This is a genomic window from Bradyrhizobium sp. F1.13.3 (assembly GCF_040548265.1).
Classification (GTDB): domain Bacteria; phylum Pseudomonadota; class Alphaproteobacteria; order Rhizobiales; family Xanthobacteraceae; genus Bradyrhizobium.
In genome coordinates, this window is record NZ_JBEPRI010000001.1 from 827,920 (window position 1) to 844,329 (window position 16,410).

General features: G+C 62.9%; 16 protein-coding genes. 1 reads left to right on the plus strand and 15 read right to left on the minus strand.

Going from position 1 to position 16,410, the window contains the following annotated elements; translation table 11 throughout:
* Positions 1-2 precede the first annotated feature (2 nt).
* The 11 genes from ABIB66_RS03725 to ABIB66_RS03775 form a co-directional block, all read right to left on the minus strand.
* A complete protein-coding gene (locus tag ABIB66_RS03725; RefSeq protein WP_354204469.1) occupies positions 3-2,216 on the minus strand; it encodes an ABC transporter permease in 2,214 nt (737 codons plus the stop codon).
* The gene (locus tag ABIB66_RS03730) at positions 2,209-2,991 is read right to left on the minus strand and encodes an ABC transporter ATP-binding protein (RefSeq protein WP_007593014.1); all 783 of its coding nucleotides are present in this window, start codon (positions 2,989-2,991) and stop codon (positions 2,209-2,211) included. Before ABIB66_RS03730 ends, ABIB66_RS03725 begins: the two co-directional genes overlap by 8 nt.
* Positions 2,984-4,129 (minus strand): branched-chain amino acid ABC transporter permease, encoded by a 1,146-nt coding sequence (locus ABIB66_RS03735; protein ID WP_354254152.1) that lies wholly within the window; start codon positions 4,127-4,129, stop codon positions 2,984-2,986. Before ABIB66_RS03735 ends, ABIB66_RS03730 begins: the two co-directional genes overlap by 8 nt.
* Before the next feature lies 1 nt (position 4,130).
* Complete coding sequence (locus ABIB66_RS03740; RefSeq protein WP_354204465.1) at positions 4,131-5,141, minus strand: branched-chain amino acid ABC transporter permease; 1,011 nt, start codon at positions 5,139-5,141, stop codon at positions 4,131-4,133.
* 200 nt (positions 5,142-5,341) lie between these two features.
* Positions 5,342-6,169, minus strand: a complete 828-nt coding sequence (locus ABIB66_RS03745) for an AraC family transcriptional regulator (protein ID WP_354204463.1) — start codon at positions 6,167-6,169, stop codon at positions 5,342-5,344.
* Positions 6,170-6,298: 129 nt separating this feature from the next.
* Positions 6,299-7,549: an ABC transporter substrate-binding protein gene (locus tag ABIB66_RS03750; protein ID WP_275167525.1), complete on the minus strand. Its 1,251-nt coding sequence runs from the start codon at positions 7,547-7,549 to the stop codon at positions 6,299-6,301.
* A gap of 338 nt (positions 7,550-7,887) precedes the next feature.
* Entirely contained in the window at positions 7,888-8,853 is a 966-nt protein-coding gene (locus tag ABIB66_RS03755; RefSeq protein ID WP_354204460.1) for an ABC transporter ATP-binding protein, read from the minus strand.
* On the minus strand, positions 8,850-9,824 hold the full coding sequence (locus ABIB66_RS03760) for an ABC transporter ATP-binding protein (protein ID WP_354204458.1): 975 nt from the start codon (positions 9,822-9,824) through the stop codon (positions 8,850-8,852). Before ABIB66_RS03760 ends, ABIB66_RS03755 begins: the two co-directional genes overlap by 4 nt.
* Positions 9,825-9,827: 3 nt before the next feature.
* The gene (locus ABIB66_RS03765; RefSeq protein ID WP_354204456.1) at positions 9,828-10,688 is read right to left on the minus strand and encodes an ABC transporter permease; all 861 of its coding nucleotides are present in this window, start codon (positions 10,686-10,688) and stop codon (positions 9,828-9,830) included.
* Positions 10,685-11,629: an ABC transporter permease gene (locus ABIB66_RS03770; RefSeq protein WP_354204454.1), complete on the minus strand. Its 945-nt coding sequence runs from the start codon at positions 11,627-11,629 to the stop codon at positions 10,685-10,687. The genes ABIB66_RS03765 and ABIB66_RS03770 overlap by 4 nt, the downstream gene beginning before the upstream one ends.
* Positions 11,630-11,702: 73 nt before the next feature.
* Complete coding sequence (locus ABIB66_RS03775) at positions 11,703-13,244, minus strand: ABC transporter substrate-binding protein (RefSeq protein WP_354204452.1); 1,542 nt, start codon at positions 13,242-13,244, stop codon at positions 11,703-11,705.
* Positions 13,245-13,415: 171 nt separating this feature from the next.
* On the opposite strand from ABIB66_RS03775, the gene ABIB66_RS03780 reads away from it, so the two are divergent.
* Complete coding sequence (locus tag ABIB66_RS03780) at positions 13,416-14,441, plus strand: MurR/RpiR family transcriptional regulator (protein ID WP_354254154.1); 1,026 nt, start codon at positions 13,416-13,418, stop codon at positions 14,439-14,441.
* Between the two features lie 147 nt (positions 14,442-14,588).
* Here the strand turns inward: ABIB66_RS03780 and ABIB66_RS03785 are convergent, their stop codons facing one another.
* From ABIB66_RS03785 to ABIB66_RS03800, 4 genes are all read right to left on the minus strand, one after another.
* Positions 14,589-14,864, minus strand: coding sequence for a hypothetical protein (locus ABIB66_RS03785; protein WP_354204448.1), 276 nt, complete (start codon positions 14,862-14,864; stop codon positions 14,589-14,591).
* A gap of 167 nt (positions 14,865-15,031) precedes the next feature.
* Positions 15,032-15,205, minus strand: a complete 174-nt coding sequence (locus tag ABIB66_RS03790; protein ID WP_354204446.1) for a hypothetical protein — start codon at positions 15,203-15,205, stop codon at positions 15,032-15,034.
* 91 nt (positions 15,206-15,296) lie between these two features.
* Complete coding sequence (locus ABIB66_RS03795) at positions 15,297-15,629, minus strand: hypothetical protein (protein WP_275167517.1); 333 nt, start codon at positions 15,627-15,629, stop codon at positions 15,297-15,299.
* Positions 15,630-15,907: 278 nt separating this feature from the next.
* Entirely contained in the window at positions 15,908-16,198 is a 291-nt protein-coding gene (locus ABIB66_RS03800) for a hypothetical protein (RefSeq protein ID WP_275167516.1), read from the minus strand.
* Between the last annotated feature and the right edge of the window lie 212 nt (positions 16,199-16,410).

Sequence of the window (16,410 nt, forward strand, 5' to 3'; positions counted from 1 at the left end):
GGTCACCTCGCTAGTCTCCGGCGCGCCCCGGTGCGGCCGAACAATGTTCGGAACGCGCTGACAATGGTGGAGGCGAACTCGGGGTCATTGATGTTCTTGGGAACGCGGATGAGCCGACGGTTGGCGGTCTGCCGCACGTTGCGCTCCAGCGTTCGGAACAGCGCCGCATCCGCGTCCGGATCCCAGAATGGCTGTCCTCGCGCGTCGAGCGCGGAGACGCCGCCCTCGGGCAGGAAGAAGCGCACCGGGCCGTCCATGCGGTTGAGCCGGTCGGCGACCCAGTGCCCCATGCGCTCGTTCTCCTCCGCCGTGGTCCGCATCAGGGTGACCTGCGGGTTGTGGACGTGGAACTTCCTGCCGCGGTAGCGTTCCGGGATGGTCTCGGGGGCACCGAAATTCACCATGTCCAGCGCGCCCACCGAGCCGACATAAGGCACCCGGCTGCGGATGATGGCGCCAAAGCGATCGTCGGTGGCCGGGAATACGCCGCCCATCAGGAGATCGCCGACCTCCGTGGTCGTGAGGTCGATGACGCCTGCGAGCTGCCCGGAATCGACTAGCTTCTCCATTGAGCGTCCGCCGACGCCGGTGGCGTGGAAGACGAGGCACTCGAAATCCTCGAGCAAGTCGGCGGCGATCTTCTGCACCGCGGGCGTGGTGACACCAAACATGGTGATGCCGACCGCCGGCAATCCGCTGTCGCCGCGATCCTTCCGTGCAGGCTGGTCAAGGCGCGCCTTGACCATGCCGGCCAGCGCATTGGCGCCGTTGGCCAGCACAGCGCGTGAGATCGAATTGAGGCCCTGCACGTCCGCAACCGAATGCATCATGGTGATGTCCGCGGGGCCGACGTAGGGCCCGACGTCGCCGGAGGCGACGGACGAGACGATGAGCTTCGGCACCCCGACAGGAAGCGTCCGCATACCCGGCGCGACAAGCGACGCTGCGCCCGAGCCGCCCGCCGAAATCACGCCGGCAACATTGCTCTGGCGCCGCAGCCAGCTGGCGAAGGCCTCGGCCATCGCGGTGACGGCGGCGCCCCGGTCGGGTCCGAATACCGCCGACCCGCCGCGACCATGGTTCAAGGCGATCTCCTGGGCGGAGACGTCGCTGGCCGCGTGCCTGCCGCTGGTGGAGATATCGACCAATCGGGTTCGCAGGCCGGTCCCGGCGATGATGTCGCGGATGAAGCGGAGCTCCGTGCCCTTGGTATCGAGCGTACCGACGACGAGCACGACCGGAGAGGCCTGCGTTTGCGTCGCGGCCGGTTCGCGTCGTCGCCGTGCCGTTTCGTCGAGTCGCATCACCTGTGTCGAGAACGTGCGGGCCGCAGCTTCGATGCGGGCGATCGGCACGGGCTGCGACCAGCGTGTCGGCGGCGTCGGGTTGGACATGTAGATCCGGATCGCGCCGCCTGGACGGGTCTGCTGCGAAGGAGGCTTCGCTTCCGTATCCGCTGGCGGCACGTCGAGGTCGAGCTCGAGTCCGGCGTGCATTCCGACACCGAGCAGGCGCTGCTGCAGTTCGCGATCGGCGGCAAGCCGCACCGAATCGATGATGCGGTTGACGCGACCATTGACCATGATCGCGACGTTGCGCGACACGGCGGTAGCCACGCCGATATTCTGCTCGATCACGAGCACGGACATGTCGCCGTCCTCGCCAAGCTGTAGCAGCATCTCCTCGACCTGGGCCACGATGACGGGCGCGAGCCCCTCGGTGGGCTCGTCCATGATCAGGAGCCGCGGGTTGGTCAGCAACGCGCGGGCGATCGCAAGCATCTGTTGCTCGCCGCCGGAGAGCTGGCCGCCGCCGTGATCCTTGCGCTCGGCTAACCGCGGAAACGTCTTGTAGATGCGCTCGACCGTCCAGGCGCCGCGGCGCAAGCCGGCGGCAAGCTGCAGATGCTCGTCGACGCTTAGTGAGCGCCACAGCCGGCGTCCCTGCGGAACGTAGCCGACGCCGAGCCGGGCTATGTGGGCGGGCGGCTGCCGGGTGATGTCATCGCCGCGGATGCGGATCGAGCCGCCGCTGACCGGCACCAGCCCCATGATGGCCTTGCACAGTGTGGTCTTGCCCATGCCGTTGCGGCCGACGACCGAGAACACGCCGGCCTCGAGCGTCAGATCCACGCCCTGCAGCGCATGCGAATGGCCGTAATAGACGTCCAGCCCACGGACTTCGAGCGCGGCGGCGGTACGGCGGACCTCATTCATGGCCGCCTCCGAGGTAAAGCTCCTGCACTTCGGGATCTGACTCGATCTCCTGCGGACGGCCTTCCTTGAAGATCCGCCCATTGTGCATCATCGTGACGCTCTCGACGACCCGCAGGGCCACGTCCATGTCGTGCTCGATGATGATGTAGCCGATATGCGCGGGCAGGGACGTCAATATCTCGATCAGCTCGGCACGCTCGGTCGGCGACAGTCCCGCGGCCGGTTCATCGAACAGGACGAATCGCGGCGCGCCGGCAAGCGCAAGTGCGATCTCGAGCTGGCGCTGCTGGCCATGCGCGAGCTCGGCAACGCGCTGATCCTTCACACCCGAGAGATGGACGGCCTGCACGAGATTTTCGGCCGCGTGCATCAACGCATCGTTCTGACCGGGGCGGAGGAACGAGAAGCGCCCCCGTGAGACGCCACGGCAGGCGAGGTAGACATTGTCCTGGACGGTGAGGCCGGGAAACAGCGCGGAGATCTGGTAGGTCCGGCGCAGGCCACGGCGGATGCGCTCATAGGGCGGGAAGTGCGTGACGTCCTCGCCGAAGAAGCGGATGGTGCCGGAAGAAGGTGGGAAGTCGCCGGTGATGCAGTTGAACAGCGTGGTCTTGCCGGCGCCGTTGGAGCCAAGCACGGCGCGCCGTTCGCCGGGGCGGACGGTAATGGTGATGTCGGTGAGTGCCGCGAGCGCGCCGAACAGACGCGTCACGCCGCGCAGCTCCAGCGCCGCGCCTGCGCCTACGACAGAGAGACGTTGCGCGACGCTATCCATGGCGGGATCCTTGGGTGGATCCTTGGGTGGATCCTTGGGTGGATCCTTGGCCAGATTCCCGGCCATGACGCCCGCTTGAACTTGCCGCGCCGGAGCGTTGGCGGCGCCGCCAGCTCTGCCAGAGCCCGATGACGCCGTCCGAGGACCAGAACACGATGGCGAGGAAACCGAGGCCGATCAGGAGGCGAAAGCGGTTGCCGTCGAGCCCCAGCTTGACCAGGAAGTCGAGTGCGAAAGTGCGCAGCAGCACGAAGATCAGCGCGCCGATAAAGGGTCCGATAGGGCGCGTGATGCCGCCGACGACTGCGATGATGAGGATATCGATGCAGGCTCCGACGCTCACGGATCCCGGCGAAATCTGCCGGTAATTCCAGACCTGGAGCACTCCTGCGAGCGCCGCGACAAAGGACGCGAAGGCGTAGGCCGCGACGCGATGCGCATTGACGTTGAAGCCAAGTGCCGCCATGCGGCGGGGATTATCGCGTACACCTTGCAGCGCGAGGCCGAACGGTGCGCGGGAGATGTAGTCGACGGCGAAGTAGCACAGCGCGGCTACCGCGAGCACGATATAGTAGAAGGGAATGTCGGCGCGCCAGTTGACGCCCCAGAAATGCGGTGTGGCAACGGTATTGATGCCGGTATGGCCGTTGAAGATCGCCCAGTTCTGGTTGGTGAAATAATAGAACGCCGCGCCGATCGCGAGCGTGATCATGATGGTGTAGATGCCCTCGGTGCGCACCGCCAGCGCGCCGCCGAGGGTGCCGAAGATGGTCGCGAGCGCAAGCGCCATCGGGACCGCAAGCCACCACGGCCAGCCCAGACTGATGTTGGCGTTGCCGCTGACGCCAAACACCGCGACCATATAGGCGGAGAAACCCGCGATGGTGAGCTGCATCAGGCTGACCATGCCGCCATAGCCGGCAAGAAACATCAGACTCAGCGCCATGAGTCCGAGGATCAGCGTGGTCGCAAAGATCTCGATCAGGAAGAAGCCGTTGGCGATCAGCGGCATGATCAGGAGAATGGCCGCGACGGCCCAGGCCGCCGGATTTTCGATCTCCGGCCATCCGCGCAATTTCGAGCGCTGCACCGCAGCGGCGGGACGAACCGGGACGCGGGCGTCGTGAGCGAGGGACATGTCAGCGCCTCGCCAGCAGGCCCTGCGGCCGAATTGCCAGCACCAAAACCATGATCAGGAAGGTCACGACTATGGCGTAGGTCGGGATGTAGACCGAGCCGAGCTGTTCGGCGAGGCCGATGATGAGCGCGCCCAACGCAGCCCCAGGAATCGAGCCCATCCCACCGACGATCACAACGACGAGGGAGGCGAGCAGGAAGCGGATATCCTCGCCCGGCGAGAGCGACTGGAACGTTCCGCCGACGACGCCGGCGACGCCGGCGAGGCCGGCGCCGAGCGCAAACACCACCACGAAAACGAGTTGGATCCGCACTCCGGTCGCCGCCAGGATGTCGCGATCGTCGACCCCGGCGCGGATGATCATGCCGATGCGCGTGCGGTTGAGCGCCAGCCACATCGCCACGCCGATCACGACGGAGGCGGCGAAGATCACGAGTCGGACCATGGGATAGCGGAGATAGACCGGCTCGCCTGAGGATTTGACCGCGGTGACCAGCGGCAGCTCCACAGGTCCGATCAGCCAGTTCGGGGTCTGGATCTGATAGAAATCGCCGCCGCAGGCCCAAAGCATCAAATCGGCGAATACGATCGAGAGTCCGATCGTCACCATGGTCTGGCGCAAGTCCTGGCCTTCCATGCGGCGGAAGACGAGGACCTGGAGCAGGACGCCGACCAGTGCCGTCAGGATGAAAGCGACGATGAAGCTGAGGACCCACGAGCCGGTCGCGGCGCTGATGGCGTAGCCGACATAGCCGCCGAACAAATAGAGCGAGCCGTGTGCGAGGTTGACGTTACGCATCAGGCCGAAGATCAGCGTAAAACCGCTGGCGACGAGGAAATAGAGGCCGCCGAGCGTGATGCCGTTGAAGAGCGCGTTGAGGAAGACCCGCTTGCGGCCGACCGCATCTTCAAGGCCCTGCGGCCACACTGCGAAAATCAGCCAAAGCGCCACCGCGATCGCGATGATGACGATCAGTGCCCAGGCGGGATGGCGTTCGACAAAGCGGGTCATGATCGCCGCTCCGTCTTCACGTCACCCCATCTCTCATCCCGCAAGCAGGACGGTGGGGCGCGCAGACCGTTGCCGGCCGCAAGCCCTGCCATGAACGTCCGCTCCCTATCGAGCGCGATCCTCTTTTCGGGACCGCGTTTGGCCTATCCTAATGCGGCTGTAACAGAGGCGTTTGATCGTGAGTATCTTTTCGCGCGCGGTCAGGCGCGCAAAACCTTGGCCGCGCGGCGATAATCGGTCGGCGCCATGCCGACATTGGCGGCGAAGAAGCGGGTGAATCCGCTCTGCGACGAGAAACCGAGATCGAAGCCGATATCGGCGATCGGGGCTTCGCTCGCCACCAGCGCCTCCAGCGCCTGCTCCATCATCAGCGTGTTGAGATAGAGGTGTGGCGTGACGCCGGTCTGGGTGCGGAACAGCCGGTAGAAATGCGGCCGCGACAGGCCGGATTCGCGCGCGATGGTGTCGAGCTCGATCTCGGCGCCGGGGCTCTCCGACATCATCTTGATGCACTTGCGCACACGAAAATCCGTGACGAAGCCGTTTGCGCGCGGATCGCGCGCGGTCGCGGCCTGTTGCCAGCTTTCGTCATAACAGATGTCGATGAGACTTCTCAGCTCGCCATCGAGGCTGTTGAGCGAGGGGGCGCCGCACACGAGGGCGGCTGCGTGCCTGATATGCTTGTCGAGCGCAACTGACCGCGTGAACTGGGTACGGCCGAAGCGCAGGCGGTCGGCGCCGGGCGCGTCGGGCGCGAACCACTCTGCATTGACGTAGAGCACGAAGAAAACGGCGCCGCCCTCGAGATCGGATGGCAGGAAATTATGCGGCTCCCACGGATTGACCGCGACGACGGAACCTTCTGTGAGCTCGTAACGTCCGTCGCTGACATCGATGCATGCGGAACGCCCACCCACATGGAAGATCAAATGACCTTCGCGATGTGCGTGGATGTTGAAAGGGCGGTTCAACTGATAGACCGTCGCCCGGCCAAAGCGGCCGTGGAAGACGGCGAGCGCCCGGCTCATGCCTCTCCTCCCAAAAGCTCTTGGTATTTTTTGGTAGCGTTCAACAACCGGGGAGAGAATGCAAGGGCGCACGTGTCGCGTCCTGGCAAATCTCTCCCCGGTCGGTCATCGCTCGCGAACGAGACTAGGTCAGTATTTCTTACATTCCGGTACTGTGCGGCTCGGCAAACCGATTTTAGCGAACACTGCGGGATCGTAGCCCAGCGTCTGGTTGACGTTCGGGATCACCTTCACGACCTTTGAGAACAGTGCGCCCTTGCCGTCGTCGACGACCTCGGTGACGAAGTTGGTGCCGATCGCCTGGCGGTTGGAGTCCAGCTTGATCTTGCCATTGGGTGCGTCGATCTCGATCTTGGCGAGGGCTTCCTTGTACTTGGCCTGGTTGTTGGAGAGGTCTCCGTTGACCTGACGAAGCGCCAGGATCAGCGCCATGGTCGAGTCGTAATAGTTGGTGGCGAGCAGCGATGGGCTGGGGAAGCGCTTGTTGGCCGGGAAGGCGTCCTGATAGTCCTTCACGAACTTCTGCCAACTCGGGTTCTCCCAGGTGTCAGCCTGGCCGCTCGCGGCCAGCGTGCCGATCAGGGCATTCTTGGCGTTGCCCTTGGACGACAGGATGGTCTGGTCGATCATAATCGAGCCGCCCATCAGATGCGCCTTGCCGCCGGCCTGCTGGTACTGGTTCAGGAAGTTGACGGCATCGGCGCCGCCGAGGCCGAGATAGATTGCGTCGACGTCGTCGGGCAGTGCGGCGATAACCGAGGCAAAGTCCTTGGTGCCGAGCGGTACCCATTGCCGGTTGGTGACCTGTCCGCCGGCACCGCAGAACTCGAGCACGAGGCCGAACACCTGCGTATAGATGAAGGAGTAGTCTTCGCCGACGGTCGCGATCTTGCGATACTTCTTTTCGTCATAAGCGTATTTTCCGAGGCCCACCTGCCACTGCGCGCCGTCCATGTTGTAGCGGAAAAAGTTCGGAGCGGGATCGACATAGGTCGTTTCCTGGGCCCCCGAGGCGGCGTTGATGAAGGTCAGTTCGGGATGGGTCTTTGCAAAATTCTTGACCGCGATGCCTTCGTCGCCGGAGAGCGGCGACAGCAGGATCTGTACCTTGTCCTGCTCGATCAGCTTGCGCACGGCTCGTACGGCGGAGTCGGGCGTCGCGTCGGTCGAGGCGATGACAAATTCGAGTTCCTTGTCGCCGACCTTCTTGCCGAGCACGTTGAGGGCCGTCTGGAAGCCGCGGATACCGTCCTCGCCGAGCACGGTGTAGGTGCCTTCGAGCGTCGCGGTGACGCCGACCTTGATCTTCTCCTGTGCGAAGGCGGTGCCCGAAAGTAACAGGCTGCTCAACGCGATCAGTCCTAGACTGCCTTTCAACATTGCTCTCCTCCCTTGGCGTTCTTGTCGCTGTTTTTCACCGCGCCCTGGCGCGTCCGCCGCGTCGTGCGGCGTTCGGGCAGGGCCAACGGTTCTTGAAGTGGAGGCTAACCGAACTCCGAAGCAGCGCACGTATCGGAGCTGTGCGCGGCTTAACGGGCAGTCTCATTTTGAATGCTGCGTCGCGATTAACATCGCGGTGCAACAGGCGTCGGGCTTCCCGAATTTGCATGCGCCTGCCGCATGGCGGTCGCGGACTGCCGCCGCGTGAATGGGAACGCTCGAATAGAGGAGAAATCAATCGTAGGCGTTGCGTGATTTCGCCGCGCGGCACTCGCTGGTTATACGTTGTGGCAGGCGATTGTCCGACCGTCCGCACCGACAGATCGAAGTTGTGGCACATCGACGAGACAGCGATCGCTGGCCATTAGACAGCGGGGCGCATATGCACAACCGTGCGGTCGTGTGAAGAGGCTCGGCGGTTCACCCATTTCGATCGCGCCCAGGATCCGCCTCGATGGATCCGGCTTCGGAATTGCTGCCACCAACGCGCGCGTATAGGGATGGAGCGGATGATCCAGCACCGTCCGCGTCCCGGCCTGCTCCACGATCCGGCCCATATACATGACAGCAACGCGGCTGCTGATCTGTCCGATCACGCCAAGGTCGTGCGAGATGAAGAGCATCGCCAGTCTCAACTGGTCACGCAGATCCATCATCAGATTGAGCACCTGCGCCTGCACGGAAACGTCGAGGGCCGAGACCGGCTCGTCGGCGACGATAATGGACGGCGTGGGAAGAATGGCGCGTGCGATTCCAACCCGTTGCCGTTGCCCGCCACTCAGTTCGTAGGGATAGCGGGCGGCGAAAGACGGGTTCAACCCGACGGCCGTCAAGGTGGCAGCTATGCCCGCGCTGCGCTCGGCGCGGCTCTTGAAGAAGCCGCTGATGTCGGCCGCCTCCGCCACCGAATCTCCAATTGTGCGCCGCGGGTTGAGCGATGCATTGGGATCTTGGAAAACCATTCGGACGTTCAGACGCATCTCGCGGAGGCCGGAGCCGCCGGCTCGGATCACTTCGGTTCCCTTCAAATTGATGTTGCCGCTGTCGGGCTGGACCAGCCCGACGAGGGTTCGGCCCAGCGTGGTCTTGCCGCAACCGGACTCGCCGACGATCCCGAGGACCTCGCCTTCGGCTAGCGATAGCGATACACCATCCACCGCCTCCACCCGGTATTTCCGACCGGCTCGCCTGGCACTGAACGAGACCATCATGTCCCGGACATCGAGGATGACATTGCCGCTCATGGCAGCTCCCCGCGGGCAAGCGGAAATGCGCAGAGCACCTCGTGTCCTTGGGAGGCCTCCAGACGAGGCGGGGTCGCCACGCGGCACTCATCGCGCACCGCTGCGCAACGTAGGGCAAACACGCAGCCAGCAGCGACCGTACCTGGCAGCGGCGGCTGACCAGAAATGGTTGGCAGCCGGCGCGCGCCGGAATTTCGCGACGGCATGCAATCCATCAGTCCGCGGGTGTAATGGTGACGCGGTGCGCCGAACAGCGCATTGACTGCCGCGGTTTCCACGATCCGGCCGGCGTACATGACGGCGACGCGATCGGCGAGCTGCGCAATGACTCCCATGTCGTGAGTGATGAACAGTATCGCCATATCCAGCCGGTTGCAGAGCTCGCGCAAGAGTCCGAGAATCTGAACCTGTATGGTGACATCCAGCGCTGTGGTCGGTTCATCGGCGACCAGCACCTGTGGCCGGCAGGCCAGCGCAATCGCGATCATGACCCGCTGGCGTTGGCCTCCGGACAACTGGTGCGGATACGCGGACAGCTGCATTTTGGGGTCAGGCAAACGCACCAGTTCGAGCAGTTCGCGTGCACGGGCGAGCGCCGCTGCGCCCGGAATTCCCTCATGCACACGCACGGCTTCCGCGATCTGATCGCCGATCCGGCGAACCGGGTTCAGTGAGGTCATCGGCTCCTGAAAGATCATTGCCATGCGGCCGTGGCCCGCTTCGACACGTTGCCAGGGCTGCAGCTGCGTTACGTCGCAGCCCTCCAACAGGACCCGCCCGGCCCGGACCCGGGGACCGGGCTGCGGCAGCAATCCCATGACTGCAAGCGAGGTCATGCTCTTTCCGCAGCCGGACTCGCCGACGAGGCCGAGGATCTCGCCCTTGGCCAGGCTGAAGGACACGCCCGCGACGATGTCGACCGGCGCGGTCTCCGGCCCCACTGACACCGTAAGGTCGCAAACTGTCAGCACGGCCTAACCCTTCTCACCAAAGACCTGACGGAACCGCGGATCGAGTCGATCGCGCAATGCATCGCCGACCAGGTTCAGAGAAAATGCCGTCGCCACGATCATCATGCCCGGAAAGAAGAGCAGCCACGGAGCGCGCGTGATGAAGGTGCGCGATTCCGCCAGCATATTGCCCCAGCTCGGAATGTCCGGCGGCGCGCCGAGGCCCAGGAAATCGAGTGAAGCCGCGCCGAGCTGCGCGAACGCGAAGACGAAGCTGGCCTGTACGAGAAGCGGTGAGACAAGGTTCGGCAAGATGTGCCTGCTAATGAGCCATGCCGTTCCGGCACCCATGCTGCGGGATGCCTCGACATAGGTTTCCGCGCGCAAGCGCAGTGTCAGTCCGTAGACGATGCGGGTCGTCGTCGTCATGTAGCCGAGCCCGATGGCCAGAATGACGGTGCCCACACTCGGGCTCAAGATGACAATCAGCCCAAGTGCGAGAAGCAGAGTCGGAAAGGCCATCAGCACGTCGACCATGCGCATCAGCAGGTGACCCAGCCGCGGAAACAGAGCGGAAAGTACGCCGGCCGGAACGCCCGTTGCGAGGGCGAAGACCACCACGCCCGAGCCGATCAGAAGTGCCATGCGTGATGAATGAATGGTGCGCGAGAGAGTATCCCGGCCGAATTGGTCGGTGCCGAACCAGTGGGTCACGTTCGGGGGCATCAGACGGATCAGGGGATCGATGGCATACGGATCGTAAGGCGACAGCCAGGGCGCGAAGACCGCGGCGAGCACAGTCGCCACAAGGACCCCGAGCCCGGCCAGCGCGATCGGGCGGGCGGTGAACGGCCTGAGCCACAATGTCACGCTGTTGCTGCTCATTGGAGCTCGACCCGCGGATCGAGCAGACGATAGCTCAGATCGACGATCAGATTGATCAGGAGATAAACCACCACGATGACCAGGATGACGCCCTGGATCACAGGGTAGTCTCGACGAAGGATCGACTGAACGACGAGGCGGCCGATGCCGGGCAGGGCAAACACGGTTTCGGTCACCACCGCTTCGGACAGCAGTGCGGCGAAGGTGAAGCCGAAGGCCGAGACGACCGCCAGGAGTGCATTACGCCAAATGTGGCGGCGCACCACCTGCCACGGCCGGATTCCCTTTGCACGCGCCGTGCGCACGTAGTCCTCCCGGGAGACGTCGAGCATGCTGGCGCGCGTCAGCCGCAGGATCAAGGCGGCATTCGGAGCCGCTAGCGCCAGGCTGGGGAGGACGAGATAGCGAAGATTGACGACACCGCCTTCGAAGATCGACGGATAACCGGAGCTCGGAAACCAGCCGAGCCATGCAGCAAAGATCAGGATCAGATAGAGCCCGACCCAGAACGTGGGTATCGAGGCCATCAGCATCGCCCCGCCGGACAATCCCTGATCGAGCCACGTGCCGTGCCGGACTGCCGCAATCATGCCGATCGGCACCCCGATGACCGCAACCCAGATCATGGTCATTGTGGCGAGCAAGGTGCTGGTCTCGGCGCCATCGGCAATCACCGACAGCACGGGTGCCTGGAAGAAGATCGACCGCCCGAGGTCGCCCTCGAGCACATGGCCGGCCCAAGTGAAATATTGCAGGATGATCGGTTGGTCGAGACCGAGTTGGTGTCTCAAGGCGTCGATCTGATCGGGAGTCGCGGTGTCACCGAGCAGAACATAGATCGGGTCACCTGGCACGATATGAATGAACGCGAAGATGATGATGGACGCTGCCACCAGCGTCACCGCCGTCGTTCCTGCGCGCTTGAATGCGTAAGACCACATGTGATTGTGCGCCTGATCAGCGGCAACGATGCGCGCCGGCGCTCGACAGTCCTCGCGGCCTCATTGCCCGTCCTTACTTCGTTGACACATTCCAGAACACGGGACCGTTCGGGTTGAGCCCCTTGAGCTTGGGAGACGCAATGTCATAGGTGTAGGCATCGCCTACTTTCATCACGGGTACCTGCTCATAGATCAGCGACTGGATCTTGTCCCATGTCGACTTGCGCGCGGCTGGATCGGTCGTGTTGATCAACTCAGCCCGAAGCGAGCCGATCTCGGGGCTGTCCCACCATCCGGGATAGCTCGCATTCAGGAACGTGAGCAGCAGCGGGTCGGGCGCGAAGGAATGGTGGGTGACGAAGATGTCCCACTGTTCCGGCTGGCCGCGCATCTTCAGAAGAGTCGCCCAATCGACGACCATCATCTGAACATTGATGCCGGCATCGGCCAGCTGGCGGGTGAAGACGGAGGCTTCGTCATAGTGTGCCTGATAGTTCGTCGAGACCAGCAGGCGGATCGGCGCCCCCGTGTAGTCCGCCTCCTTTGCGAGCTCCTTGGCCTTCTTCGGATCGTGCGCACTATAATTTGAGGCGCCGTCCGTCGAGTACCAGGGTGTGCCGTTGGGAAAGATCGATCCTTCGGCATTCCACAGGTCCTTGGGACCGAAGGCGACGCGCAGCGCCTGCGACTTGTCCAACGCGGTCTGGATGGCGCGGCGGAGCTTGTAATTGTCCTTCAGGATTCCTTGCTTCGAGTTCATGAAAAAAAGGCCGAAGATCGGCGCGTTGGTACGCTGCACCTGAACCGATGGATCTTTGCTCAGGGACTCGTACAGATCGCCGGAGATCATTTCCGCATAGTCGTAGTCGCCCGCCTGCACGCCGCTCACGCGCGTGCCGACGTCAGGCACCGGAATGAACCGGATCTTGTCGAAGCTCGCAAGGCGGGCGCCGGCGAAGCCGTCACCCTTTTCCTTCAACGGCTTGTAGCCGTCGAACTTTTCCACCTCGACGTAGCGGTTCGGCCGCCACTCCACGAACTTGTAAGGCCCGGTGCCGATATAGTCCTTTTGCTCGATCGGCCGGTTTCCCGCTTTGGCGGCAATGTCTTCCGGATAGATCGCAAGACCGCCATTGACGTCCGCAATGAGAGCCTTCCAGGCGCCGTTCGGCGCGGACAATTTCAGCGTGACTTCATACTTTCCGGTCGCCTCGACCGACGTAGCCGCCGCCATCAGGAGCTTGCCGCGCGCACCGAAACTGCCCCATCGCGTCATCGAGGCGACCACGTCCTTGGCGGTCATCTCCTTGCCGGTGTGGAAGAGGACACCCTCGCGGAGCTTGATGACGATGGTCCGACCGCCGTCTTCCGTCCGATCGTTCTCGGCCAGCATCGGACGCGGCGTATAGGTTGAGTCCAGCGCATACAGGGTCTCGAAGATGTGGCGGCCGATGACCGATGCCACATCGGCTGTCGTCAGCATGACATCGAGCGGCGGCGGTTCTCCGATGGTGGCTTCGCGCAGCAGGGTGGCGGCAGTAGCCTGCGCAATCAAGAATGACGCGGTAACCAGCCCCACGACGCCACGCATCAAGACACTTGGACCGTATCTCATGATCGCCCTCCCGCCTTGTTGAACCGCCTGCTTCCCGGTGCAGGGGATGTGCCTTTCAGCTGTTGGGCTGATGGCACGCTATTGCTTGTTTGAAAGTTACATACACAATTTGGCAATTATCAAGCGGAAAATGCTGTTCTTGATGGGGCATGCCGATATACGTTTGGTCGGATGCTGAAGGTTTCTTACGGCAGCTTCTTGCCAAGGGCGCAGGTGGATCTGACCTGGGGAAGGGCGGCAATGGCGCGTGCAAAGCGAAATCATCCGACGAGAGCCGTTGATGCAGCGATCTCGAAGCCGTCGGGCGACGACAATGTCGTGGTCGGCGACATCATCTCGCTCATCAGGCAGAGCGCTCCAAGCCTCAGCCCGTCCGAGCAACGCGTTGCAGCGGTGCTGCTGGCCGATATGGAGTTTGCCGTTCACGCCAGCAATTCCGAGCTGGCCCGTCGGGCGCGCGTGAGCGAGCCGACGGTCACCCGGTTCAGCCGCTCCGTCGGTTGCCGGGGCGTCCGGGACCTCAAGGTGAGGCTGGCTCAAGCAATGGCGGTTGGGCGGATCTACGTTGAGCTTCCCCCGCATGTCGGGACCGATCTGGCGCGCCCCGCGCTGTGGCGGTCGGTGTTTCAGGAAATTCGTCGTGCAATTGCCGCTGCCGAGGAGGGACTTCGCAAGGAGGACATCGAGAGGGCTGCCGAAGCTATCTCCCGCTGTTCGAAGCTTGCAGCGTTCGGGGTGGGGGGCGGTTCCACTCTTGCGGCGGCGGAAGTTCAGAACCGGTTCTTTCGTCTTGGGATTGCCGTCTCGCATGCCTCTGACCCGAGCTTGATGCGCATGATCGCGGCGACCCTCGGGCGGGATGACGTCGTCGTTGCCATCTCGACCACCGGTGCGGCGAACGAAGTGATCGACGCAGCCAGTATCGCCAAGCAATACGGCGCCTTGGTCGTGGCAATCACCAAGCCGCAAAGCAGGCTGGCCTCAATCGCCGATATTGCGCTTGGCGTGCACGTGCCCGAAGCGCCCGACGCGCTCAAGCCGACGGCGTCGCGCTATGCGTTTCTCGCCACCATCGACCTGCTCGCAGCGTCAACTGCCTATTGCAAGCCGCTCGAAGCCCAGGCACGCATGCGGCGGATCAAATACGAGTTGCTGAAGGGAAGCGACGGGGACGCCAAAGGGCCGCTGGGAGACTGAAAAATCTGCAGTGGCCCAACGAGGATTTGGTCGGTGCATTGCCGCTCGCATCCGGCCACGTCAATCGCGCTCCGAAGCCCGAAACCGCACATCCTGCAGAAAAATTATCCGGCAGGATGCGGTGTTCAGAGCCGGCAACGACGGCTATCAGCGGCAGACGTAGCTGCCATTGATCAGAACGCGGACACATGCCGTGCCGACAGCGGCTGCACCGACCGCCGCGCCGCCGACGACCGCGCGCCTGGTGGTGCGCCGTGCTACGCCAGCGACTGATACGGGTGTCAAGGGCCGCCCGACCCGTGCTTCAGCCCGGCCGAGCGAGAGCGAAAGGCCTTCGTCGACCGACCAGTCGATCGAGCCGGACACTCCAAGGGCGACCACGGCAGCCGCGAGTGATAGCTTTGTGACCAAACCACGCTTCATGATAGTCTCCGCCTGTGAGAGTGAATTTGGATCGCTCCATGGACTGGCGCTCGGACCATTGATCAAGATCAACGAACCGTGGAAATCGTGAAGCTGTTAGCGAAGGCGAAACACCAGAACGATTTCAGTCGGGGTCGGGTGCATGCGTCACACTTTTCGTCGCTTTTTTACTTCTGTATGCAGAGTGGCCTGAGCGTCTCGTCGGTACTGCGCGCTTTTGCGTATTCCATCAGCGCCGTCCGGGCTGCTTCGCAACGCTCTGCGCTTGAAAATTCTTGCGTCGAGACTACGGCGCCGTTCGCGACGCCGAGCCAGCTGATGACGACCAGAACATAGGTCATGGTATCCTCCCCCCTCAGTCGCCCATCTCGGAACGCAGCTTAGCGCGACGGGCGGCTTGATGAGCGCCGTCCATCGCGCCGCTATCAAGCTCTATTGGCAGACATACATGATGCCGTCACCGCCCTTCACCAACGAGCCTGGGACGCAACCGATGCCGTTGCGCGCTGCATAGTCGGTCCAGCCGCTATAGCCGTAGCTCCACGGTCCGCCGAAGTAATAGGCCCGAACAGCGTACCAGGGCAAACTCTCGTTAGTGTAGTAGTGTCCGCGATAAGAGGGAGTGACGTACAATCGCGTCGCCGCTTGCGCCTTGTCGACCTTCAGCGAAACTCCGCCTTGGTCGGTCCAGCCTATGGACAGCGTCGTGCCGCATACGAGCGCGGCGACGGCAACGGCAATTTTCCTTGCGCTTATCGACTTCATGGACGTTCTCCAAAAATGAAGTTTAACGCTACAACACCATCCCGGCACTGGGCCGCCGACTTGCTTTAGATCAAGGGATTGAAATAAATCGAGTCCGCTTCCTCTTCGAATTCGCCGGATCCAGTTCGGAGCGAGTTAAGTGAATCTGGAGGAGGACGCTCCGACGTCTGAAAAGTGCAGCCCGCCGGGTCGCATCGGAAAGCGCGCTGTCACGTGGGACGGCTTCTCCACACTGGAGCGAAGTATGCAATCGTGCGAGCGCTTTTTGCTGGAATGCGTCAGGCAGTCGGCGACAAGCTCCGAGACGGCATGACGCCTCTCGACCTGCTCTTCATCATGTCTGCTGTTTCGTTTGTAGGCTCGTGTTGCGCCTCGACCAATTTGCTGAACGCGAAGAACAATCGGGCGGTGATGCCACCTTTTAATTGGTGCTCATCATGAAGCGCCTCGGCGGCCTGGCGTGACCAGCTCCTTGCCTCGGCCATCCAGACTATTTGGTTTGCCGGATCCTGGCTTGCAAGCTGCCGGCAAAGTGCTGCGCGCGAACTCAGCTCGAATTGACTCATCATCGGCCCTCCCTGCCAGAAGCTCGATGTACGCGGTGAGAATTCTGCGTTGCGTGCCACATCTCTGCAATTGCCCTTCCGGCCATTGTACCAAGGGGCATGTCACTGACACTGATATGCCATGCGGCACTAACGCGAGGCGGTGTTGCGATAATTCCATTCGTTGATCTGGCTCAAGCGAAACCGCGTCGGGCGCGGTGAACATTAGTCCGCTG